The organism is Streptomyces sp. NPDC093018 (genome assembly GCF_040684035.1).
Lineage (GTDB): Bacteria > Actinomycetota > Actinomycetes > Streptomycetales > Streptomycetaceae > Streptomyces > Streptomyces murinus.
In genome coordinates this window covers 209,304-231,781 of the sequence record NZ_JBFBFF010000004.1, presented here as the reverse complement: position 1 = coordinate 231,781, position 22,478 = coordinate 209,304, and the positions used below count along the sequence as shown (strand labels likewise).

The 22,478-nt window shown below is 72.8% G+C and carries 23 protein-coding genes and 1 pseudogene; 5 read left to right on the top strand and 19 right to left on the bottom strand.

Features of this window, described 5'->3' with window-relative positions; all coding sequences use genetic code 11:
- Position 1: 1 nt before the first annotated feature.
- Positions 2–961, top strand: a complete 960-nt coding sequence (locus AB0N90_RS11630) for a D-2-hydroxyacid dehydrogenase family protein (RefSeq protein ID WP_365195190.1) — start codon at positions 2–4, stop codon at positions 959–961.
- 139 nt (positions 962–1,100) lie between these two features.
- The gene (locus AB0N90_RS11625) at positions 1,101–1,397 is read left to right on the top strand and encodes a chaplin (protein WP_086807391.1); all 297 of its coding nucleotides are present in this window, start codon (positions 1,101–1,103) and stop codon (positions 1,395–1,397) included.
- A gap of 103 nt (positions 1,398–1,500) precedes the next feature.
- On the opposite strand, the gene AB0N90_RS11620 is transcribed toward AB0N90_RS11625, so the two are convergent.
- The 10 genes and pseudogenes from AB0N90_RS11620 to AB0N90_RS11575 form a co-directional block, all read right to left on the bottom strand.
- Positions 1,501–2,367, bottom strand: coding sequence for a tyrosinase family protein (locus AB0N90_RS11620; protein WP_365195186.1), 867 nt, complete (start codon positions 2,365–2,367; stop codon positions 1,501–1,503).
- Between the two features lie 178 nt (positions 2,368–2,545).
- Positions 2,546–2,866 (bottom strand): annotated as a pseudogene (locus AB0N90_RS11615) (tyrosinase cofactor); the annotation flags it as partial.
- 191 nt (positions 2,867–3,057) lie between these two features.
- Entirely contained in the window at positions 3,058–3,561 is a 504-nt protein-coding gene (locus AB0N90_RS11610; protein WP_361668273.1) for a hypothetical protein, read from the bottom strand.
- A 233-nt stretch (positions 3,562–3,794) separates the two neighbouring features.
- Complete coding sequence (locus AB0N90_RS11605; protein WP_128790108.1) at positions 3,795–4,286, bottom strand: DUF5949 family protein; 492 nt, start codon at positions 4,284–4,286, stop codon at positions 3,795–3,797.
- Positions 4,287–4,442: 156 nt separating this feature from the next.
- The gene (locus tag AB0N90_RS11600; RefSeq protein ID WP_361668276.1) at positions 4,443–4,733 is read right to left on the bottom strand and encodes a hypothetical protein; all 291 of its coding nucleotides are present in this window, start codon (positions 4,731–4,733) and stop codon (positions 4,443–4,445) included.
- A 123-nt stretch (positions 4,734–4,856) separates the two neighbouring features.
- Entirely contained in the window at positions 4,857–5,810 is a 954-nt protein-coding gene (locus tag AB0N90_RS11595; protein WP_365195182.1) for a hypothetical protein, read from the bottom strand.
- Between the two features lie 195 nt (positions 5,811–6,005).
- Entirely contained in the window at positions 6,006–6,245 is a 240-nt protein-coding gene (locus AB0N90_RS11590) for a chaplin (RefSeq protein WP_361668281.1), read from the bottom strand.
- A 216-nt stretch (positions 6,246–6,461) separates the two neighbouring features.
- Entirely contained in the window at positions 6,462–7,193 is a 732-nt protein-coding gene (locus tag AB0N90_RS11585) for a chaplin family protein (protein WP_365195178.1), read from the bottom strand.
- A 123-nt stretch (positions 7,194–7,316) separates the two neighbouring features.
- The gene (locus AB0N90_RS11580) at positions 7,317–7,544 is read right to left on the bottom strand and encodes a chaplin (RefSeq protein ID WP_361668286.1); all 228 of its coding nucleotides are present in this window, start codon (positions 7,542–7,544) and stop codon (positions 7,317–7,319) included.
- Positions 7,545–7,828: 284 nt separating this feature from the next.
- Entirely contained in the window at positions 7,829–8,239 is a 411-nt protein-coding gene (locus AB0N90_RS11575; RefSeq protein ID WP_365195176.1) for a rodlin, read from the bottom strand.
- Between the two features lie 246 nt (positions 8,240–8,485).
- On the opposite strand from AB0N90_RS11575, the gene AB0N90_RS11570 reads away from it, so the two are divergent.
- Together AB0N90_RS11570 and AB0N90_RS11565 are read left to right on the top strand one after the other, a co-directional pair.
- Positions 8,486–8,896: a rodlin gene (locus tag AB0N90_RS11570; RefSeq protein WP_093677378.1), complete on the top strand. Its 411-nt coding sequence runs from the start codon at positions 8,486–8,488 to the stop codon at positions 8,894–8,896.
- A gap of 206 nt (positions 8,897–9,102) precedes the next feature.
- Positions 9,103–9,510 (top strand): rodlin, encoded by a 408-nt coding sequence (locus AB0N90_RS11565; RefSeq protein WP_136101196.1) that lies wholly within the window; start codon positions 9,103–9,105, stop codon positions 9,508–9,510.
- A 91-nt stretch (positions 9,511–9,601) separates the two neighbouring features.
- Here the strand turns inward: AB0N90_RS11565 and AB0N90_RS11560 are convergent, their stop codons facing one another.
- The 9 genes from AB0N90_RS11560 to iolC form a co-directional block, all read right to left on the bottom strand.
- Positions 9,602–10,453: an ABC transporter permease gene (locus tag AB0N90_RS11560; protein WP_365195172.1), complete on the bottom strand. Its 852-nt coding sequence runs from the start codon at positions 10,451–10,453 to the stop codon at positions 9,602–9,604.
- Entirely contained in the window at positions 10,450–13,101 is a 2,652-nt protein-coding gene (locus AB0N90_RS11555) for an alpha/beta fold hydrolase (protein ID WP_365195170.1), read from the bottom strand. The genes AB0N90_RS11560 and AB0N90_RS11555 overlap by 4 nt, the downstream gene beginning before the upstream one ends.
- A 170-nt stretch (positions 13,102–13,271) precedes the next feature.
- On the bottom strand, positions 13,272–14,672 hold the full coding sequence (locus AB0N90_RS11550) for an APC family permease (protein WP_365195168.1): 1,401 nt from the start codon (positions 14,670–14,672) through the stop codon (positions 13,272–13,274).
- Between the two features lie 397 nt (positions 14,673–15,069).
- Complete coding sequence (gene mmsA / locus AB0N90_RS11545; RefSeq protein ID WP_365195166.1) at positions 15,070–16,572, bottom strand: CoA-acylating methylmalonate-semialdehyde dehydrogenase; 1,503 nt, start codon at positions 16,570–16,572, stop codon at positions 15,070–15,072.
- A gap of 17 nt (positions 16,573–16,589) precedes the next feature.
- Entirely contained in the window at positions 16,590–18,470 is a 1,881-nt protein-coding gene (gene iolD / locus AB0N90_RS11540) for a 3D-(3,5/4)-trihydroxycyclohexane-1,2-dione acylhydrolase (decyclizing) (protein ID WP_365195164.1), read from the bottom strand.
- Positions 18,467–19,291, bottom strand: a complete 825-nt coding sequence (gene iolB, locus AB0N90_RS11535) for a 5-deoxy-glucuronate isomerase (protein WP_365195161.1) — start codon at positions 19,289–19,291, stop codon at positions 18,467–18,469. The genes iolD and iolB overlap by 4 nt, the downstream gene beginning before the upstream one ends.
- Entirely contained in the window at positions 19,288–20,178 is an 891-nt protein-coding gene (locus tag AB0N90_RS11530) for a deoxyribose-phosphate aldolase (RefSeq protein WP_365195789.1), read from the bottom strand. The genes iolB and AB0N90_RS11530 overlap by 4 nt, the downstream gene beginning before the upstream one ends.
- Positions 20,094–20,354 carry a hypothetical protein gene (locus AB0N90_RS11525; protein ID WP_365195831.1) on the bottom strand — a complete coding sequence of 87 codons (261 nt, stop codon included), beginning with the start codon at positions 20,352–20,354 and terminating at the stop codon, positions 20,094–20,096. Before AB0N90_RS11525 ends, AB0N90_RS11530 begins: the two co-directional genes overlap by 85 nt.
- Before the next feature lie 567 nt (positions 20,355–20,921).
- Positions 20,922–21,872: a 5-dehydro-2-deoxygluconokinase gene (gene iolC / locus AB0N90_RS11520; RefSeq protein ID WP_365195160.1), complete on the bottom strand. Its 951-nt coding sequence runs from the start codon at positions 21,870–21,872 to the stop codon at positions 20,922–20,924.
- Positions 21,873–22,242: 370 nt separating this feature from the next.
- On the opposite strand from iolC, the gene AB0N90_RS11515 reads away from it, so the two are divergent.
- Positions 22,243–22,443: a MerR family transcriptional regulator gene (locus AB0N90_RS11515; protein WP_085564809.1), complete on the top strand. Its 201-nt coding sequence runs from the start codon at positions 22,243–22,245 to the stop codon at positions 22,441–22,443.
- Positions 22,444–22,478 lie beyond the last annotated feature (35 nt).

Below are 22,478 nucleotides of genomic sequence, written 5' to 3'. Positions count from 1 at the left end.
CGTGCGACTTCGCTGTGCGGTGCTGGACGACTTCCAGGGCGTGGCCCTGGAGTCGGCCGACTGGTCGGTGCTCGGGGACGCGGTGGAGGTCGTATCGCTGCGTACGCACCTGGCCGACGAGGACGCGCTCGCCGCGGCGCTCGCCGAGTACGACATCGTCGTCACCCTGCGCGAACGCGTCGGCTTCCCGGGCTCGTTGCTCGCCCGGCTGCCCCGGCTGCGGCTGATCGTGGCGACCGGGATGCGCAACACCGTGATCGACTATGCCGCGGCCGAGAAGCACGGTGTCACCGTGTGCGGGACGCAGAGTTCCGGGACGCCCCCGGTCGAGCTGACCTGGGCGCTGCTGCTCGGGCTCGCCCGGGGGATCGTCCAGGAGAACACCGCGCTGCGCACCGGTGGCCCCTGGCAGTCCACCGTCGGCGCCGATCTGCACGGCGCCCGTCTCGGTGTGCTCGGGCTCGGCCGGATCGGCGGCAACGTGGCTCGGGTCGGGCTCGCCTTCGGGATGCGCGTCGCCGCGTGGAGCCCGCGGCTGACCGAGGAGCGCGCCGCGGCGGCCGGGGTCGAACTGGCCGCCTCCAAGGAGCAGTTGCTGGCCGAGAGCGACTTCGTCTCCGTGCATGTGCCCGGCGGCGAGCGCACCCGGGGTCTGGTCGGCGCCGCCGAACTCGCCCTCCTGAAGCCGACCGCCTACCTGATCAACACCTCGCGCGCCTCGGTGGTGGACCAGGACGCCCTGCTCGCCGCGCTGCACGAGGGCCGGATCGCGGGCGCCGGCATCGACGTCTTCGACATCGAGCCGCTGCCCGCCGGCCACCCGATGCGCACCGCCCCCCGGCTGCTCGCCACCCCGCACCTCGGCTATGTCTCCGCGGCCAACTACCGGACGTACTTCACTCAGGCCGTGGAGGACATCAAGGCCTATCTGGCGAAATCTCCGGTACGACAATTGCCGTGAAACGTCCGAGAACGGATACCTGCCTGTTGAAAGGGTGATCCCCCGGCGATCACCGTGACCCCTGTCGGACAGCCGCGTTGAACGGGGAGTGCGACGGCAGGACCGGCCGTCGCGTATCCCGATCGACAGGAGGAACGTGATGTCTCGCATCGCGAAGGCAGCCGCCGTGGCCCTCGGCACCGGCGCCGTGGTGATCGGTGGGGCCGGGCTGGCTCTGGCCGACGCGGGCGCCGAGGGCGCGGCCGTCGGCTCGCCCGGCGTGCTGTCCGGCAACGTGATCCAGGTCCCGGTCAACATCCCGGTGAACGTGTGCGGCGACTCCGTGGACGTCATCGGTCTGCTGAACCCGGCCTTCGGCAACACCTGCGTCAACCAGGGCGGCACCCTCGCGCAGCCCAGCAACGGCTACGGCAGCAACAGCAGCTACGGCGGCTGAGGCCCCGTCGCGCACCGCGAAGAGCCCCGGCACCTCCGAGCGCCGGGGCTCTTCGCGCGCGTCACCGGTACAAACCCACCCGTGCAAATCCAGCGGTGCGGATTCACTCGTACCGGTAGACCCCGCTCACGTCCTCCAGCTGATCCGGGGTGTCGCTCCACGGCGGCAGCTTGTCGTGCCGGGCGACGACCCGGCCGTGCTGTGCGTCACCGGCACCGGGCGGAGCGGCCGGCAGATAGCGGTGGCTGCTGTGCGCCTGCTGCCAGCGCTCCCACTGCATGTCGAGGTAGGCGTGGTGGAGCCAGAACACCGGGTCGTTGACCGACGCGGCGCCGAGCATCGCCCCGCCGACCCAGCGGTGCACCCGGTTGTGGTTGTGCCAGGAGGCGCTGCCGCTGCCGGTGCCCCAGCCCTCCAGCTTGTTCCGGAAGCCCTGGGTCACCGTCGAGTCCCAGGGCTGTACGTCGTAGACCGGGTCGTTCAGCGCCCAGCTCACGTCGTCCTTCGTGGGCAGTTGGATGGGCGAGGCGGCGCGGCCGAGGTCGCGGGTGAGGTAGCGGCCGTCGGTGACACCCACCTTGATGGCCCAGTTGCCCGTCGAATAGGCGAACGGTCCGGTCGTCACCTGCTGGTCGGAGCTCCGGCCGTTGCCGCCGAGGAGATCCTTGGTCCAGGGCACCGAAGTCGCCGTGCGGTCCTTGGTCCAGTCCCAGTACGGCAGGGTCACCGAGGAGTCGACGCGGCGCAGCGCGGCCTCCATGTCCAGCAGGAACCGGCGGTGCCAGGGCAGGAAGGACGGCGCCATATGGGCGGTGCGTAGTTGGGTCTCGCCGTCCGCGGCGAAGTAGGCGACGTGGGTGCGCACGAACTCGTCGTACTCGCCGCGCCTCTTGACCTCCAGCAGCGCGTCCACGAATCGTTTCCGCTCGGTCGCGGTGAGGGCTCCGGCGTTCTTACGCACGTACGCCATGCCGGCCCCCCGTCCCCATGCCCGCGCCCATCTCCGTGCCGGTCGCGCCCGTCCCGCCGCTGCCGCTCATGTCCATGCCGTCCATGCCGCCCGTGTCCACGGACATGCCCATGCGGTCCATCATGTCCTTGACACCGTCGGGCAGCATGCCGTCCAGCGGGCCCGGGGCCAGGTCGCTCAGCCGCTGGCCGGGGCCGAGTTCGTCCACCGCGGCCCGCGCCGCCTCCAGGGGCGTGCGGTACGACGTGTAGTGGTCGACCATGCTCAGCCAGGTGCCGTCGGCCCGCCGCATCAGATGCAGCGGGCGGCCGTCGATGGTGATCCGCCAGGCGTCGTCGGAGGTGCTGCGTCCGGCGGCCGGCAGCCGGACGCCCTGGATGCGCCGGCCCCGGTACGTCTCGTCGAAGGAGTCACCACCGGCGGCCGGGGGCGCCGGCCGGGAGGCAGCGACGACCGGCGCGAGGGCGAGGGCGGCGGCGCAGGACAGCAGCCCCCGCATCACCCGCCGCCGCCCGGGACCGGCCGTCGTATCCGCTCTGACCTGCTCTGTCGCGCCCGCCGCAGCTGCGTCGTCGCCGTCGACCATCGCACTCTCCTCGTCCGGGAACAGATGTCGTACCCGCTAACGGACAAGAAGGGGCCGGGTCACCGGCGTACGGCCGAACGGCGCTGGTGAGGGAGCCCTGCGGGTTACCGGGCCGGGCCCACGCCCAGGTCGCCGCCCGCGACGGTGCGCAGCGCCGGGGCGAGAAGGCCGGCCTCGGGGAGCCGGGGAGCGGGCAGGCCGAACAGGTCCGGGTCGGGCGCGGTGAGGGGGGCGACCAGGTTCAGACCGGGTCCGGCGGTGTGCAGGTCGGCGGCGGGGGCGTCGAGGCCGAGCCGGTCGCCGAGCGGATGCGGCAGCGGCGCCCGCAGGTCGGCGCCGGGCAGCGTCCCCGCGATCGGCAGCCTCGGCAGGATCGGCTCGGGCAGCAGATGGCCGGTGACATAGCGCGGCCCGTCGGGCGCGCCCGGGGTCAGCAGCGGCACCTCGAGCGTGGCCTCGGGCATCGGCGTGCCGAGGGAGTGGGAGACGCCCTGGAGCGGTACGGGCACGGGGACCGCACCGGCCGCGGCGGCGGGGGCGGCCGCGCTCACGGCGGCCGCGACGCCGGTCAGCACGGCGGCGAGGGTTCCACGGGTGGTCGGCTTCATCTCGGATACGGCCCTTTCCGGGTGCGGGAGTTCGGCGTCCGTACCGCGTAACTGGCGTGGCCGGGACGGAGAACGGGGGCGGCGCGACAATTCCCCCGGCTGCCGTAATAGTCGGCTGGTCATCTTCATGAACGGTCGGCCGGTCGGCCGGTCGGTCGCACACGCCACTGACCGGCCGTGCACGCTCACCGGCACATCACGCCATGCCGAGGCCCCGGCCCTCGTCCCTGCCGTCAGCCGCGCAGGCTGGTGGCCGGCAGTACGACATGCGCGGCGGCGTGCAGGGTCTCCGGGGCGCCGGCGAACGCGGCCAGCGCGGCCGGCTGCACGATCCTGCCGGGCGCGCCCTCGGGCCAGGCGCGGGTGGTGAACACCAGGTAGGCGAAGCCGCGGGCCCGGACGGCGGCGAGCCACTCCGGCGGCGCGGGGGCCTGCGCGATCAGCCGCGGCATCCGTACGACGGCCTGGCCCGCCTCCACCAGCAGGGTGATGGGAAGGCTGGGCCGGTAGGTGCCGTCGACCAGGTCGCCGCCGACCGGCAGTCCGTTGCTCACCAGCAGCTGCTCGACCGCGGCCGCGGTGACCTGGGGGCCGCCCGCGGCGTCCCCCAGGGAGTAGGCCAGCAGGTAGGGCATGTCGGTGCCGTCGGGGGCCGCGCCGCTCCAGGGCAGCACGACCAGCGTGCCGAGGTCGGCGGGGCGCAGTTCCGTGGGGGTTGAGGTCACCGCGCGACCATATCGACGCGCCCGGGGGCGGCCCGGCGGCTTCTCACCCGTCCGGACCAGTGGACCGGAGGGCTCCACACGAACGAGGGAAGCGGCCTCGAAAGGGGCGGGGCCGGCACCGCGGATGCGGTACCGGCCCCGGTCGCGCAGGGGGTGTCAGCTCTGCAGGGGCAGGCCGCCGAGCAGCGGGTTGTGCTGGTTCAGGGCGGTGGTGGCGCCCTTGACCGTGTGCAGCACGGAGTCCTTGTCCTCGGTGTCGAGGGCGTTCGACTGGTGCTGGAGCGGCATCACGTCCCGCAGGGTGAAGTCACCCTTGGCGAGCTGGTTGACGGCGCCGTTGAGGCTGGAGGGCGTCAGGTCGGTGGCGTTGTAGGCGAACGCGGGCGCGGCGACGCCGGCGAGGGCAACGGAACCGGCCAGGACGGCGGCAGCCTTCAGGGACTTCATCGTGTTCCTTTCTTCGGCAACGACGTGTCCAACGAGCGCCGTGGCGGGGCGGAAACCCCGTGGTCGAGAAGACATATGAACATGCCTCGGCCGAAAAGGGAGGGTCTCGCGGACCGGTCGGGGTCAGCCGGTCGCGGGCGTGGTCGGGAGCGCCGGTGTGCTCGGCAGGGCGGGCACGCTCGGGAGCGTCGTCGGGGTGGTGGGGGTCGGGGTGGCGGTGGGGGTGGGCAGGCCGGTGCCGGGGAGGGCGGCGAGCAGCTGGGCGACCAGGGCGTTGGCGGTGGCGACCACCTGGTCGACGTCGGAGACGACCGCCTTCACCAACGCGTCCACCGCGGCCAGTACATCGCCGACGAGGTCACGGGCGCCGGGCACGCTGCGGGCGACGCCCTGCGGGGCCGGGCTGAGCGGCGTGGCGGGCGACACGGACGGCTTGGGCAGCGCCGACTGGGACTCGGACCCCGAGGGGACGGGGGCGGGCGCCGAAGGAGCGGCGGGCGTGGCAGGGGCGGCCGGGGTGGTGGCGGGGCTCGCGGCGGCTTCGGGGGTCGCCGCCTGGGCCGGATCGGCGGGTACGGCGGCCACGGCAGGCGCCGCGGGCGTCGCGGCCGCCGTAGGAGCCGCCGCGTCGGCGGGCGTCGTCGGCTTCCCGGCGGCCGTCGGGTCGGCGGGCACCGCCGGGGCCGCAGGCGTCGTCTCCCCGGCGACCGGCGGAGCCGCGGGTGTCGTCGGCTCACCGGGGGCCTGCGCCCCGCCGAGCGTCCCCTGCGCCGCCGCCCGTACGACGGCCTGCTTCGCCGCGTCGCCGAGTCGTTCGGCCTCCGCCGCGGGCAGTCGGCCCTCCGTCAGCGAGCGGTCGAGCAGTTCGGCGACCGGCTTGGGCAACGCGCCCGCGTGGTCCAGGGCTCTGACCTGGGCGAGGAGTTTCGCGGCGCCGGGCAGGGCGGCCTGGGAGGCGGGGGCGTCGCCATGGCCTCGCGCGGTGTCGACGGCGACGGCGACCGGGCCGGTGATCGCGGCGATGACGGCGGCGCTGAGGGCGGTGGACGCGAGGCGCCGTGCGGGCAGAGCACGCATGGGGGTTCCTTTCGGCTGGGCTTCGGGGTCTGAGCCCACCGTCAGTTCGCCCCATCCGCCCCGCAACCGCTCATGGGGCCGCGTGCCCCGTCCGGGCCCGCGCCTGCCCCGACCGGGGGAACGAGAACCGGCCGCCCACCGCCGCGACGGATGCGCGGAGTGGACGGCCGGTCGAAGGGGTGTGCGCCCCGGACGTCAGCCGTTGACGCAGGTGTTGCCGAACGCCGGGTTCAGCAGACCGATGACGTCGATGCTGTCACCGCAGACGTTGACCGGGACGTGGATCGGGACCTGAATGGCGTTGCCCGAGATGACGCCGGGCGAGTTGGCGGCAACGCCGTCCGCGCCGGAGGAGGCGGCGGCGGCACCGGCGGCGCCGGCGACGGCCGCGACGGCGGCAGAGGTCAGGACCAGACCCTTCGCGATACGCGACATGGAGAGGTGCTCCTTGAAATAGACACAAACATCCGGGCGAGTGCCCGGCGTTGTGTCAACGCGTCGCGCTCCCCCGGGTTGTGCCGCCAAAGGGGTGATGTGCGACGGGGGCCGCCCGGAAGGGACTTGGCCGCCCATGCCGAGAGCCCCCGCACGGATACGTACGGGGGTTCTGGGCGGCGGGTGCCGGACGCTCGGGGCCCGGCACCCGGCAGGTCACCGACGGGCGGCCGTCCGGCCGCGGCGGTACAGCACCGCACCCGCCATGATCAGCGCGGCGCTGGCGGCCGACGTCGCGATCATGGCCTTGGCGTTGCCACCGGTGTGCGGCAGGGTCGGCGGCTCGTCGTTGCCGTACGAACCGGGCGGGGTCGGCTCGTCGCTCCCGTAGGAGGGCGGCGGGGTCGGCTCGTCACTGCCGTAGGAGGGCGGCGGGGTCGGCGTGTCGCTCCCGTAGGAGGACGGCGGCGTGGGCTCGTCGCTCCCGTAGGAGGTGGGGGTCGGGGTGGGCTCGTCGCTGCCGTACGACGTGGGGGTCGGCGTCGGCTCCGGGCTGCCGTACGACGGCGGCGTGGGCTCGTCGTGGCCGTACGACGTGGGCGTGGGCGTCGGGTCCGGCTTGCCGTAGGAGGCGGGCGGGGTCGGCTCGTCGTTGCCGTACGAGTCGTTGCCGTAACCGGTGGGGCGCGGGGTGACCGAATGGCCGACATTGGCACAGGAGTTGCCGAACGCGGGGTTCAGCAGCGCGGCCACGTCCACGGAGTTGCCGCAGACATTGACCGGCACGTGCACCGGGACCTGGATGCTGTTGCCGGACAGCACGCCCGGCGAACCCTGGGCCAGTGACTGCGCGTTGGAGTCGGCGAGCGCGGCCGTGCCGTACAACGAAAGCACGCCGGTCGCGGCAGCTGCGGCCACGACCATGCCCTTGCTGAGGGTCTGTCGCAATCTCGTAGTCTTCCTACTCGAACTGCTCGAAGATGTGGGAAGGCCGGCCCCGGGCCACTGGATCGAAGGTCCGAGGCCGGCCTGAACGCAGCCGGCCGGCTGGCGTGCGGTGGGTACCGAACGTCAGCCGTTGGCGCAGGTGTTGCCGAACGCGGGGTTCAGCAGCCCGATGACGTCGACGGAGTCGCCGCACAGGTTGATCGGGACGTGCACAGGGATCTGGATCACGTTGCCGGAGAGCACACCCGGGGAGCCCGCGGCGACGGCCCCGGCCCCGGAATCGGCGAAGGCGGGGGCGGCCCCGCCCAGCGCCAGGAGGGCACCGGCGACGACAGCAGCGCTCTTCTTCATGAATTTTCCCTTCTCTGACGGTCATGCCCCTATGAGCGGTCGAAACCGAGCGAGCACAGCCTTGAACGGCTCGCACCATGACCGGCAGGTTGTAAAACGAGGGATAGACAGCCGGAGAAACCCTGGAACGTGCCCGGCCCCCTAATTCACTCGAACGCCCCCATAGAATTGACACCTTGGACGATTAACGGATAGGTGCTTCTTCGGGAAGAACGAAGAAACCGTCCGGGCGCCGCACCGGAAAATCGGTGCGGCGCCCGGACGGCACTCGGGGTGGGGCCTGCTCAGCTGCCGACGGCGCCGTTGCCCGCCAGGACGGAGATGTCGTCCGCGAGGTGCGAGAGCGGCTCGTCGTCCTTCGCCTGCGTCGAGTTCTCGGCGCACTGCTGGGTCTGCGGCGAGGACAGCACGGGGATGTCCTGGACACCGACGTTGACCAGGGCGAGCACCGACTGGACGTCCGCCTTCACCGGCAGACCGACGCACAGGTCGTTGAGCGAGCCGCCCACCAGGGTGGCCTGCGGGCTCAGGTTGCCGGTGGTCACGGCGTTCCCGAACGCCTCATGGGCGCCGTTGCCGCTGGCCGACGTGGTGCCCGTGTCGTTGCCGATGGCAAGCGCCTGGGGGGCCGCCGCCGCGGACACACCGATGAAAGACGCGGCGACCGCCGCCGCGGCCATTGCCTTCTTCAGCATTTCGCTTTCCTTTCCGGGCTTTCGCCAAGAGCACGTTCCTGCCCTGTCATCAACCGGGCCGCCACCGTTTGGTTGCGGGGCGTCACCCGATCGGATCGTCCGGCGGTATTCGGGGCATTCGCCGGCCATTCGCCTGCATCCGGCGACATGTGGGCCATTGGAGTGAACGAGGACAACCCGCGGGCGTGCCGAACCGTTGAACCAGATCGCTCCGGTGGACGGGGTGTCTTCAGAAGGGAACAGCAAGTGATCAAGAAGGTTCTGGCCACCGCCGCGGTCGCCTCCGCCGTCGTCGGTGCCTCCGCCGCCGCCGCGGCCCCGGCCCTGGCCATCGGCAACGACACCGGGACGACGTCCTACAGCGGCAACGGCGCCGCGCAGACGTACGGCAACTCGGCCACGTACGGCAACATGAGCCCGCAGATGGCGCTCATCCAGGGCTCGTTCAACAAGCCCTGCATCGGTCTGCCGGCGAAGGCGGACCTCCAGTCGCTGGTCGGTCTGGTCAACGTCGGCGTTCAGGACATCCCGATCCTGTCCTCGCCGCAGACCCAGCAGTGCACGGAGAACTCCACGCAGGCGAAGGGCGACGAGGCCCTGTCGCACATCCTGGACGACATCTCCGCCCTGTCGGGCAACGGCGCCGCCGGCAGCTGAGCGGACGATCCCCGCGACGGCGGGTCACCGGTTTCGCCGGTGGCCCGCCGTTTCGACGTCCCGGTGCCGGTTCGACCGGGGGACGTTCATCCATTCATCCGACCACACTGCTCCGAACGGGGCAAACGCCGCAACCACGGCACCACCGGGGCAGTTGACGGTCACGCAGCTCCTCCCCGGAGTCCGCCTTTCGAAAGGGAACGAACATGAAGAAGCTGTGGGCAACCGCGGCCGTTGCCGCCTCCGTCGCCGGTCTCGCCGGTGCCGCGGCTCCCCAGGCCCTCGCCATCGGCAACGACCACGGCACCACGTCGCTCAGCGGCAACGGCGCCACGTCGTCCTTCGGCAACTCGGCCACCTCCGGCAGCATGAGCCCGCAGCTCTCGCTGGTCGAGGGCTCGCTCAACAAGCCCTGCATCGGCCTGCCGGCGAAGATCGACGCCCAGTCGCTGGTCGCCCTGGTCAACGTCGGTGTCCAGGACATCCCGGTCCTGTCCTCGCCGCAGACCCAGCAGTGCACGGAGAACTCCACGCAGGCGAAGGGCGACGAGCCGCTCTCGCACATCCTGGACGACATCTCCGCCCTGTCGGGCAACGGCGCCGTCGGCAGCTGAGCGGACGATCCCCGCGACGGCGGGTCACCGGTTCCCCCGGTGGCCCGCCGTTTCGCTGTGTGCGGGACCCGGCCAGGGCTTGGCAGACAGGCTAGGAGACGATGTCCTTGCGGGCGAACCCCCGGAAGGCCAGCGCGAACAGCACGAGGGCGCAGGTCACCGAGAGCGCGCAGCCCTGGATCATCCCGGACCACTCGGCCTGCGGCTGGACGGCGTCGGCCCAGGCGAACTGCCAGTGCGCGGGCAGGAAGTCACGCCAGTGGCCCAGCGCGGTGACGGCGTCCAGGACATTGCCGACGATGGTCAGCCCGACCGCGCCGCCGACCGCGCCGAGCGGGGCGTCCGTCCTGGTCGACAGCCAGAACGCGAGCCCCGCGGTGACCAGTTGGGACACGAAGATGTACGCCACCGCCACCGCGAGCCGCCCCACGGCCGTGCCGGGATCCAGTTCGCCGCCGGTGGGTATCTGGAGCGGCCCCCAGCCGTAGGCGGCGGTGCCGACGGCGAGGGCGACGACCGGCAGCAGCACCATCGCGGCGAGGCTCAGCCCGAGCGCCACGACCAGCTTGGACCACAGCAGCCGGGCCCTGGGCACGGGCGCGGCCAGCAGATAGCGCAGCGAGGACCAGTTGGCCTCCGAGGCCACGGTGTCCCCGCAGAACAGGGCGACCGGCACGACCAGCAGGAAGCCGGCCGAGACGAACAGGTTCAACGCGGCGAAGTTGGCCCCGGACGCGGTGGCCGTGTCCATCAGGGTGACCTGGCCGTCGCGGCCCGAGGGGTGGCCGACGGCGAAGGCGATCACCAGTACGAACGGCAGCACGGCGAGGAGCGCGCCCATCACCAGGGTGCGGCGCCGCTTGAGCTGGCGGACCAGCTCCACGCGCAGGGGCAGGGTGCCCCGGGTGCGATAGCCGGAGGCCACCTCGGTGAGCGTGCTCATGCGGAACCTCCGATCAGGGTGAGGAACGCGTCCTCCAGGCGTCGGTGCGGGCCGACCGAGGCGACCGGCACCGAGAGCCGCACCAGCTCCACCACCAGCCGCTCGGCGGTGCCGCCCGCCGCCAGCCGGATCAGCAGCCCGTCCTCGGTGCGCACGGCGGAGGCGACGCCGGGCAGCGCGGCCACCTTCTCCATCACCGGCTCCTCCACGGGGCCCGCGGTGCCGACGAGCAGGGTGTCGCCGGAGCCCACGATGTCCCGTACGGGTCCGGCCTGGACGAGCCGGCCGCGGTCCATCACCACGAGGTGGGTGCAGGACTGCTCGACCTCGGAGAGGAGGTGGCTGGAGACGATCACGGTGCGTCCGGCGGCCGCGTAGCGGATCATCACCTCGCGCATCTCGCGTATCTGGGGCGGGTCGAGGCCGTTGGTGGGCTCGTCCAGGATGAGCAGATCGGGCAGGCCGAGCATGGCCTGGGCGATGGCCAGCCGCTGGCGCATGCCCTGGGAGTAGGTGCGCACCGCGCGGGCCAGCGCTTCGCCGAGCCCGGCGATCTCCAGGGCCTCCTCCAGATGGGCGTCCGCGGCGGGGCGGCCGGTGGCCCGCCAGTACAGCTCCAGGTTCTCCCGCCCGGACAGGTGCGGCAGGAAGCCCGCGCCCTCCACGAAGGCGCCGACCCGGGAGAGCACCGGGGCGCCGGGGCGGACGGCGTGCCCGAAGACGCGGATCTCGCCGTCGTCCGGGGTGATCAGTCCCATCAGCATGCGCAGGGTGGTGGTCTTGCCCGCGCCGTTGGGTCCGAGCAGCCCGAGCACCTGGCCGCGCTCGACACGGAAGGACAGCTCGCGCACCGCGTACCGGTCGGCGGCTCCGGCGTACCGCTTGCCGAGGCCCTCGATGACGAGGGGGACCTCGGCCAGCGCGGGGTCGGGCGCCGGGGCGGCCGTACGGCGCCGGGCGGTCAGCAGCAGGGCGGCGGCGATGCCCGCGCCGGCGAGCGGCAGCCACCACACCCAGGAGGGCAGCGGGGCCGCGGCGGTGCGCACGGCGGGTGCGGTCGGGACGCTCAGCGCGCTCTTGAGGGTGACGGTGTACGTGGCCGGGGCGGCCGGTGAGGCGTAGCCCAGGTCGGTGGCGGCGAGGACCAGGCGGAGCCGGTGGCCCTTCTGCACCTCGTGGTCGATCGCCGGGAGGGTGACCGTGACGTCCTTGCCGCTCCGGGCGCCGGTCACCCGGAAGGGGGTGACGAGCTGGGAGGGCAGCACCTGGCGTCTGCCGTCGGGGCCGACGTCGTAGACCTTGCCGAACAGCACGGCGTCGCCGCTGGTGGAGGCGATGTGGACGCGGGCGGTCGGGGTGCCGGTGATCTGGAGGGTGCGGGTGAGCGGCGCGGAGTCGAAGCGGGCGTTCTGGCCGGGGAAGTCGAGGGCGGTGCCGAGGCCGAGCGCGGACAGCCGGCCGAGGCCGCCGGAGCCGCCGAGGCCGGGCAGCGCGGAGACGGCGGGCGGGCTCGCACCGGCCGGGTTGACGATGTGCTGCGTGCGGCCGGACAGGGCGATGGCGTGCCGGTCGGCGCGCAGGCCCGGGTAGCTGTCCGCGCTCGCCCCGCGCAGCTGGGCGGTGCCGTCCGTGGAGTCGACGCCGCCGGTGCGGGTGATCCGGAAGGCGGGGCCGGTGTCGGTGCCCTTGTCGCCCTTGAGGTACCGGTCGAACCAGGCGCGCACCCGGTTCTGGACGCGGCCGGTCTCCAGGTCGCCGCCGTCATGGCCGCCCGCGACCCAGTCGACGTCGACGGGTGCGCCGTTGGCCTTGATGGCCTGCTCGGCGGCGTCGGCCTGGCCGAGCGGGAAGAGCGAGTCGGTCTGGCCCTGCACCAGCAGGGTGGGCACCTTGATGCGGGAGCCGACGGCGGACGGCGAGCGCTCCTGGAGCAGGGCGCGGGCGGCGGCGTCCGGGGTGCCGGAGGTGGCGACCCGTTCGTACATCCGGCACAGGGCGGGCTCGAAGCGGGCGCAGCCGCCGCCCTCGCCGAAGAAGACCCCGGCCCACAGCTTCTTGTAGACGCCGTTCGGGAACAGGGCGTCGGCGAGGTTCCAGTAGGTCAGGGCCGGGGCGATGGCGTCCACCCGCCGGTCGTGGCCCGCGGCGAGCAGGGAGACGGCGCCGCCGTACGAACCGCCGGCCACGCCGACGCGGGGGTCGCCGGGCTTGTCGAGCCGCACCTGGGGCTGTTTCGCGAGCCAGTCGATGAGCCGGGAGACGTCGGCGACCTCGGTCTTCGGGTCGTTCAGTCCGATCTTGCCGGTGGAGCTGCCGAAGCCGCGGGCCGACCAGGTCAGGACCGCGTATCCGGCGCGGGCGAGGTCCTCGGCCTGCTGCCGCATGTCGTCCTTGCTGCCGCCGAAGCCGTGCGCGAGCAGCACGGCGGGGCGGCGTCCTGCGGGGCCCGCGGTGAAGTACGAGGTGTCCAGGCGGACGCCGCCCGGCATGGTCATCATCCGGTCGGCGCGGTGCACGGGCTCGGGTCCGCCGGAGGCGGCCGCCGTCCAGGTGCCCGCGCCCGCGAGCACCGCGACGGCGGCCGCGGCGGCCAGCAGCCGCCGCGGTCCCTTGAGCAGCCCTCGCAGCCGGGCCACACGAAGATCCATGCCTCAACGGTACGGGCCGCCACTGACATCCGCCGGACCCCCCGGGCTGAACCGGGGCCCCTCCGGCGGGAGTAGGGGCGGTGGCCCCGTACTTCATCCGCAGTAGTACGGCGCGGCCCCCGGTACCGAAGGTGAGGGGGGTACCGGGGGCCGCGCGCGCCGGGGAGGGCTCAGGCCTCCTGGGTGTCCTCGGGGATGGACACCAGCCAGCGGGTCTCCTGGCGCGGGCGGAGGTAGAGGGCCCAGTAGAGGGTGGCGACGAGGGTGATGCCACCGGTCCAGATCAGGTACGAGACCTCCTGCTCGACCAGGATGTAGACCAGGACGGCGATCAGCAGGACCGGCATGGCGGGCCACAGCGGCATCCGCCAGGCCTTGCGGGTGCCGTGGTGGCCGCGGCGGGCGAGCAGGGCGGCGACGGCGACCAGCAGGTAGAGGGCGGTGACGGCGACGCCGGTCACGCCGTAGAGGGTGTCCAGGTTGACGAAGCAGAGGAACGCGCCGGGGACGCCCACGACCAGGGTGGCGACCCAGGGGGAGCCGAAGCGGCCGAGCTTGGACAGGGCGTTGTTGACCGGCGAGGGCCAGGCCTTGTCGCGGGCGGAGGCGAACAGGACGCGGGAGTTCTGGATGACCATCACGATGCCCGCGTTGATGATCGCGAGGGCGACGCAGAGGCTGACGAAGGTGCCGACGGCCGAGTTGCTCCAGGCGATGACCATGCTGGAGATGTTGCCGCCGGTCAGGGAGGTCAGGTCACCGGCGCCCAGGGTGATCGCGGTGACCGGCACCAGGATGACCACGCTGGAGATGGCCAGCGTCGCGAGGACGGTGCGGGCGACGTTGCGGCGCGGGTTCTCCAGCTCCTCGGAGAGGTAGACGGCGGTGGAGAAGCCCTGGGTGGCGAAGAGCGCGATGGCGAGCCCCGAGAGGACCATCATGGCGGTCACCGGGTTGACGTGGGCGTGCTCGCCGGCGATCTGGAAGGAGGTGAGGGCGCCCAGGCCGCGGTGGGAGTGGGCGAAGCCGAGGACGGCGACGACACCGGCCGCGATGACCTCAAGGACCAGGAAGATGCCGGTGATCCAGGCGTTGGCGCGCAGGTCGAGCAGGCCCGCGAGGGTGGCCGCGATCATCACGCCCGCGCCGGTCCAGGACGGGTCGAGGTGGACGATCGGGGCGAGGTAGTCGGCGGTGCCCATCGCGATGACCGGGGGGACGATCATCACGACGAGGAGCGACATCACGAAGGCCAGCCAGCCGGACAGCCGGCCCGCCAGGGTGGAGACCATGGCGTACTCGCCGCCCGCGCTGGGGATCAGGGTGCCCAGCTCCGAGTAACAGAAGGCGACCGGGATGCAGAGCAGCGCGCCGATGGCGAGACAGAGCGCGGTCGCCGTGCCCAGGCTGGAGAACAGGTCCGGCACGATCACGAAGAGCGTGGAGGCCGGTGTGACGCACGAGAGGGTGAGCAGAGTGCCGCCGACCACGCCGATGGAGCGCTTGAGCTTCTGAGGGCTGTCCGTGGCCTCGGGGAGGCTCGTCTCGACAGGGCGGAGCGTGTCGGTCATGCGGCGGAATCCGATCGACTCGTGTCGTGCGTGAGGGTGGGGGGTCGGGAGCGCTATCGCCTCCGGCGGATCGTCGTCGTACGGTCGTCTTCGTCCGCTCCCGGCGCCCATAGGGAACCCCGACGAAAACCGCCACGTCAATGGGTGTTTACCTTCGGAATCCGCACCAAGGGCCCCCACGGCCGTGGATCAGATTCGCAGGCAACAAGGCCGCATTGGTGCATCCATCAAGCCTGTATGTGATCTGACCTTGCTTTCGAAGGTCATCTCCCGGCAACCCCTTCGTCACCCGTTTCATCCACATGAACGGGAACCGCAGCCGACGTTTCAAAAAAATGTCAGGCCGTCCGGTATCCGGACGGCCTGACGAGGGGGGAGCGGGGGTGCTACGTCACGCTCAGTGGTTGCGCGGGAACCCGAGGTCGACTCCGGCGGGGGCGTCGGCCGGGTCGGGCCAGCGGGTGGTGACGACCTTGCCGCGGGTGTAGAAGTGCGTGCCGTCGTTGCCGTAGATGTGGTGGTCGCCGAAGAGCGAGTCCTTCCAGCCACCGAAGGAGTGGTAGCCCACCGGCACCGGGATCGGCACGTTGACGCCGACCATGCCGGCCTCGATCTCCAGCTGGAAGCGGCGGGCGGCGCCGCCGTCCCGGGTGAAGATCGCGGTGCCGTTGCCGAACGGCGAGGCGTTCATGAGGGCCACGCCCTCGTCGTACGTGTCCACGCGCAGCACGCACAGCACCGGGCCGAAGATCTCGTCCTGGTACGCCTTGGCGGTCGTCGGCACCTTGTCCAGCAGCGAGATGCCGATCCAGTGGCCGTCCTCGTACCCCTCGACCGTGTGGCCGGTGCCGTCCAGGACCACCTCGGCGCCCTCGGCGGCCGCGCCGGTGACGTAGGAGGCCACCTTGTCGCGGTGGGCGGCGGTGATCAGCGGGCCCATCTCGGAGGTGGGGTCGTTGCCCGGACCGATCTTGATCTTCTCGGCGCGCTCGCGGATCTTCGCCACCAGCTCGTCGCCGATGGCGCCGACCGCGACGACCGCCGAGATCGCCATGCAGCGCTCGCCGGCCGAGCCGTAGGCCGCGGAGACGGCCGCGTCTGCCGCCGCGTCCAGGTCGGCGTCCGGCAGCACCAGCATGTGGTTCTTGGCGCCGCCCAGGGCCTGCACGCGCTTGCCGTTGGCGGAGGCGGTGGTGTGGATGTAGCGGGCGATCGGGGTGGAGCCGACGAAGGAGACGGCCTTGACGTCCGGGTGCTCCAGGAGCCGGTCCACGGCCACCTTGTCGCCCTGCACCACGTTGAACACACCGTCCGGGAGCCCGGCCTCGGCCAGCAGCTCGGCGATGCGCAGGGCGGCGGAGGGGTCCTTCTCGCTCGGCTTGAGCACGAAGGTGTTGCCGGTCGCGATGGCGATCGGGAACATCCACATCGGGACCATCGCCGGGAAGTTGAACGGCGTGATGCCCGCGACCACGCCGAGCGGCTGGCGGATCGAGGCCACGTCCACGCGGCTCGCGACCTGGGTGGACAGCTCGCCCTTGAGCTGCACGTTGATGCCGCAGGCCAGGTCCACGATCTCCAGGCCGCGGGCGACCTCGCCGAGCGCGTCGGAGTGCACCTTGCCGTGCTCGGCGGTGATCAGCTCCGCGATCTCGTCGCGGTGCGCGTCCAGCAGCGCCCGGAACCTGAAGAGGATCGTGGTGCGCTGCGCCAGCGAGGACTGGCCCCAGGTCGTGAAGGCGTCCTTGGCGGCGGCGACCGCGGCGTCGACCTCCTCGACGGAGGCGAACGCGACCTTGGTGGTGACCGCGCCGGTCGCCGGGTCGGTGACCGGCCCGTACGTGCCCGACGCGCCGTCGACGGTCTTCCCGCCGATCCAGTGGTTGACGATCTTCGTCATGCCCAGAGACTCCTTGTTCACAGATGGCGGCGTCGGGTCGAGACGTGCCGTTCGTACTGCTCACGTGCCGTGACCGCGGGGGTTCGGGTCGCGCTCGCGGCCACAGGAACATCCCACCAGGCCTGTGCCTCGGGCGCGCCCGACACAGTGTCGGACGTTTCGGTCTCGACGTAGACACATGTGGCAGTGTCGGCGGCCCGCGCCTCGGCGAGCGCCGCGCGCAGTTCCCGGACGCTGCTCGCCCGCAGTACCCGCATCCCCAGGCTGGCCGCGTTGGCCGCGAGATCGACGGGCAGCGGGGCGCCCGTGTAGGTGCCCTCCTCCGTCCGAAACCGGTACGCGGTGCCGAACCGCTCGCCGCCCACCGCCGCCGAGAGCCCCCCGATGGACGCGTACCCGTGGTTCTGCACCAGCAGCACCTTGATCGCGACGCCCTCCTGGACGGCGGTCACGATCTCGGTCGGCATCATCAGATACGTGCCGTCGCCGACCAGCGCCCAGACCTCGCGCTCGGGCGCCGCCAGCTTCACACCGAGCGCGGCCGGGATCTCGTAGCCCATGCAGGAGTAGCCGTACTCCAGGTGGTACTGGTCACGGGAGCGCGCCCGCCACAGCTTGTGCAGATCGCCGGGGAGCGAACCGGCCGCGTTGATCACGATGTCCGACTCGTCCACCAGGGCGTCCAGCGCGCCGAGGACCTGCGGCTGGGTGGGCCGCGCGTCGGGGTCGGGGCTCGCGAAGCAGGCGTCCACGCGCCGCTCCCAGCGCTCCTTGGCCGCCGTGTACTCGTCCGTGTAGGCGCCGTCCACCTTGTACGGCTTGTACGGCGCCAGTGCCCCGGTCAGCTCCTCCAGGCCGGTGCGGGCGTCCGCGACCAGGGGCAGCGCGGCCAGTTTGTGGGCGTCGTGGGGCGCGATGTTGAGGTGCAGGAAGCGGACGTCCGGGTGCTGGAAGAGGGTGCCGGAGGCGGTGGTGAAGTCGGTGAAGCGGGTGCCGACACCGATCACCAGGTCCGCGGTGCGCGCCAGTTCGTCGGCGGTCGCGGTGCCGGTGTGGCCGATCCCGCCGACGTCCTTGGGATGGTCGTACCGCAGCGCGCCCTTGCCCGCCTGGGTGGACGCGACAGGGATGCCGGTCGCCTCGGCGAACGCGGCGAGGGCCGCCTCGGCGCGGCTGTGGCGGACCCCGCCGCCCGCGACGAGCAGGGGGCGGCGGGCGGCCCGGACGGCGGCTGCCGCGCGGGCCAGTTCGGCGGGGTCCGGGCCCGGGCGTCGTACGGTCCACACCCGCTCGGCGAAGAACTCCTCGGGCCAGTCGTACGCCTCCGCCTGCACGTCCTGCGGGAGGGCGAGGGTGACCGCGCCGGTCTCCACGGGGTCGGTGAGCACCCGCACGGCCGCGAGCGCGCTCGGGATCAGCTGTTCGGGGCGGGTGATCCGGTCGAAGTAGCGGGAGACCGGGCGCAGCGTGTCGTTGACCGAGACATCGCCCGCGTACGGCACCTCCAACTGCTGGAGGACCGGGTCGGCGGGGCGGGTGGCGAAGACGTCGCCGGGGAGCAGCAGGACGGGGAGGTGGTTGACGGTGGCGAGGGCGGCGCCGGTGACGAGGTTGGTGGCGCCGGGCCCGATGGAGGTCGTCACCGCGTGGGTGGCGAGGCGGCCGCACTGGCGGGCGTAGCCGACGGCCGCGTGCACCATGGACTGCTCGTTGCGGCCCTGGTGGTACGGCATCACGCCCGCGTACTCGACCAGTGCCTGCCCGATGCCCGCGACGTTTCCGTGGCCGAAGATGCCCCAGGTGGCGCCGATCAGCCGGCGCCGCTCGCCGTCGCGTTCGGTGTGCTGGGCGGTGAGGAAGCGGACGAGCGCCTGGGCGACGGTGAGCCGGGTCGTCATCGGTAGCCCCCGGTGGTCTCGGTGTGGTCGGGGTGGAAGCGGATCCGCCACTCCCTGTGCTCGCCGGGCCCGGCCATCACGTTCAGGTAGTACATGGTGTGTCCCGGCTGGGCGATGGAGGGGCCGTGCCAGCCGTCGGGGACGAGGACGGCGTCTCCGGAGCGGATCTCGGCGAGCACGTCGGCGCCGCCCGGGCGGGAGGGGAACACCCGCTGGTAGCCGAGGCCGCCGGGGCCCTCGATCTCGAAGTAGTAGATCTCCTCCAGTTCGCATTCCTCGCCGGGCCGGTGCTCGTCGTGCTTGTGCGGCGGGTACGAGGACCAGTTGCCGCCGGGGGTGAGGACCTCGACGGCGATCAGCCGGTCGCAGTCGAAGACGTCGGCGGCGGCGAAGTTGCGCACCCGGCGGGCGCAGTCGCCGCTGCCGCGCTGCTCGACGGGGACCTCCGGCGCGGGGCCGTAGCGGGCGGGGAGTCGTCGCTCGCACTTCGCTCCTGCCAGGGCGAAGCGGCCTCCCGCGCCGGAGGCGATCTGGACCCGGGCGTCACGGGGCGCGTACGCGAAGTCCGAGGCCCCCGCGAACACGCTGTCCCTACCCAGGAGTTGGAACTCGCTTTCCTCGATTCGAACGGTACATCCGCCTTCCAGCGGAAGCACGATCCACTCGCTGTTCCCGGTGATGAACGTATGGCTACCACCCGGGGACAACTCGACGATACGCAGGGCGCTGTACGTCCAACCGACGCGCTCGGGGCGGATGTCGAGGGCGTACTCGGCGCTCGTCGCGGTGCCTCGGGGCAGATACAGATCGTCGCTGGTCATGCGGCCTCTCGCAGCAGTGCGGTGGCGGTGTCCACGGCGGCGGCCACATCGCCGTCCGCCGGGTACAGCAGCGAACGGCCGGCCACCAGGCCGCGCACGGTGGGCAAGTGGAGCGCGCCGCGCCACTTCTCGTGGGCGGCGGCGCGGTCGGCGGGTGCGTCGCCTATGTCGCCGCCGAGCAGTACGGCGGGGAGGGTGGAGGCGGCCAGGACGCGGGCCATGTCCCTCGGGTCCTCGGTCACCGGCACCTTCAGCCAGGTGTAGGCCGAACTGCCGCCGAGGCCCGAGGCGATGGCGATGGCGCGGGTGACGGCCTCGGCGGAGAGGTCGTTGACGAGTGCGCCCGCGGGGGTGCGGTGGCTGATGAAGGGCTCCACGAAGACCGGGAGCCGGCGTGCGGCCATCGCGTCGACGGCACGGGCGGCGGACTCCAGGGTGTTCAGGGAGCCGGGGTCGGTGTAGTCGAGGCGCAGCAGCAGCTTGCCCGCGTCGAAGCCGAGGCGGTCGATGTCCTCGGGGCGGTATCCGGTGAACCGGTCGTCCAGTTCGAAGCGCGCGCCCCGCAGCCCGCCGCGGTTCATCGAGCCCATGACCACCTTGTCCTCCAGGGCGCCGAGCAGCAGCAGGTCGTCCAGGATGTCGGCGGTGGCGAGGACTCCGTCGACGCCGGGCCTGGACAGCGCGAGGCAGAGGCGGCCGAGCAGGTCGGCGCGGTCGGCCATGGCGAGTTCACGGTCGCCGACGGCGAGGGCGCCGCGCGCGGGGTGGTCGGCGGCGACGATCAGCAGCCGACCGGTGTCGTTCAGCAGGGGCCGCCGCCGACGCCGGGCGGCGGCCTCGGCGACCGCCTCGGGGTTGCGGACACGGACACGGACCAGGTCGGCGATGTCGACGGGGGGTCGGGGGGTGTCCGGGCTCGGGCCTCCGCCCGGACGCGGATCTCCGGCCAGGCGCGGGCCTCCAGCCAGGCTCGGGCCTCCAGCCAGGCTCGGATCTCCAGCCAGGCGCGGGCCTCCAGCCAGGCGCGGGCCTCCGGCCAGGCGCGCACGGGAGGCGCGGGCATCGGCCGGGCGTGCGCCTTCGTCACAGCCCGCGCCCTCTGAAGGGCCCGCGCCACCGGTCCCGGCCGCGCCCTCACTCCGGGCCGTGCTCCCGCCATGGCCCGTGCCCCCGGCGCCAGCACCGCCACGGCCCACAGGCCCGGCGCGGCCCACAGCCCGGACCAAGCCATCGCCACGACCGTCCGCCCGGGCCACGCCCTCGGCCCGACCCGCGCCCTCGATACAGCCCGCGCCCTGCGAACGGCCCGCACCACCACTCCCGCCCGCGCCCTCACCCCGGGCCGTGCTCCCGCCATGGCCCGTGCCCCCGGCGCCATCACCGCCACGGCCCACAGGCACGGCGCGGCCCACAGCCCGGACCAAGCCATCGCCACGACCGTCCGCCCGGGCCACGCCCTCGGCCCGACCCGCGCCCTCGATACAGCCCGCGCCCTGCGAACGGCCCGCACCACCACTCCCGCCCGCGCCCTCACCCCGGGCCGCGCCCCCGCTCCCGTCCGGGGCGCCGGTCCCGTCCGAGGCGCCGGTCCCGTCCCAAGTGCCGCTCCGGGCCGGGGTGTCGTCCGTGTTCATCGCACGGCTCCGGCCGCGAGTACGGTGGCCACCTCGTCCGGGGTGGGCATCGCGGAGGAGCACTCCAGGCGGGAGGCGACGATGGCGCCGGCCGCGTTGGCGCTCCGCAGGGTGGTCTCCAGGTCCCAGCCGGCCAGCAGTCCGTGGCACAGGGAGCCGCCGAACGCGTCCCCGGCGCCGAGGCCGTTGAGGACGGTGGCGGGGAGTGGGGGCACCTCCACCACCGCGCCGTCCGCGCCGACGGCGAGAACCCCCTTGGGCCCCTGTTTCACCACCGCGAGCCGGACCCCCGCGTCCAGCAACGCCCGTGCGGCGGCGTGCGGTTCGCGGGTGCCGGTGGCGATCTCCACCTCGTCCAGATTGCCGACGGCGACGGTGGCGTGGCGCAGCGCCTCGGCGTAGAAGGGGCGTGCGGCCTCGGGGGCGCGCCAGAACATCGGCCGCCAGTCGAGGTCGAAGACGGTGATGCCGGCCCCCTTCCGGTGCGCGAGGGCGGTGAGGGTGGCCGTACGGCTGGGTTCCTCGCTGAGCCCCGTGCCGGTCACCCAGAAGACACGGGCGGCGGCGATGACGTCGAGGTTCAGCTCGCCCGCCTCGATCTCCAGATCAGGAGCCTTGGGCTGCCGGTAGAAGTACAGCGGGAAGTCGTCCGGCGGGAAGATCTCGCAGAAGGTGACGGGGGTGGGGAGTCCGGGCACGGAGGTGACCCAGCGGTCGTCGACGCCGAAGGCCCGCAGCGCGTCGTGCAGATAGGTGCCGAAGGGGTCGTCGCCGGTACGGGTGATCACGGCGGTGGTCCGCCCCAGCCGCGCCGCCGCCACCGCGACATTGGTCGCCGAGCCGCCGAGGAACTTGCCGAAGGACGTCACCTGCGCGAGCGGGACCCCGGCCTGGAGCGGATACAGGTCCACTCCGATCCGGCCCATGGTGATCAGGTCGTACGCCATCGGCTCCCCTTCGTCACGGCTCCCCCGGTTCGTCACGGCTCCCCCGGCTTTCTAGTCCTGCCCACGGAACACTGTCAATGCTTTGTCCGGACATTCGGACGATGAGGGGTCCGGTGCTCGTTCCCGGGTCCGGGGCCGGTCATGCGCGCGCCCGCGCTCCACTTTGCGTCAGCCGTGTCACAAATACCCCTCTTCTGTCACACATGTCGCGCCTACGCGGGCACCGCGTCACACCCGGTCGACAGGGGCTGACCGTTGGTGACGGTGCGTCGTTGTCCGGGCGCAGGCTTGATGATCGCCAGCGCAGCGCCCGGTTCCCCCGACGGCCGTCCCCGGCCGCCGCCGCGGTGCGCGCGGGGAGGTGCAGCTCATGACCGACCGCCGGCTCTGGTCCTACAAGGAGATCGCGGCGCACATCAAGGTGCAGCCGGACACCGTGCGGTCGTACCGCAAGCACGGGCTGCTGCCGCCGCCGGACCATGTGGAGGGCGGCAAGCCCTACTGGTACGCCGACACCGTCCGCGCCTGGGTCGCCGCCCGGCCGAGCAGCCGCGGCCGCCGCCCCGACTGAGGTCCCCGCCGCGCGTCCCGTCGCCTACCGCGCGG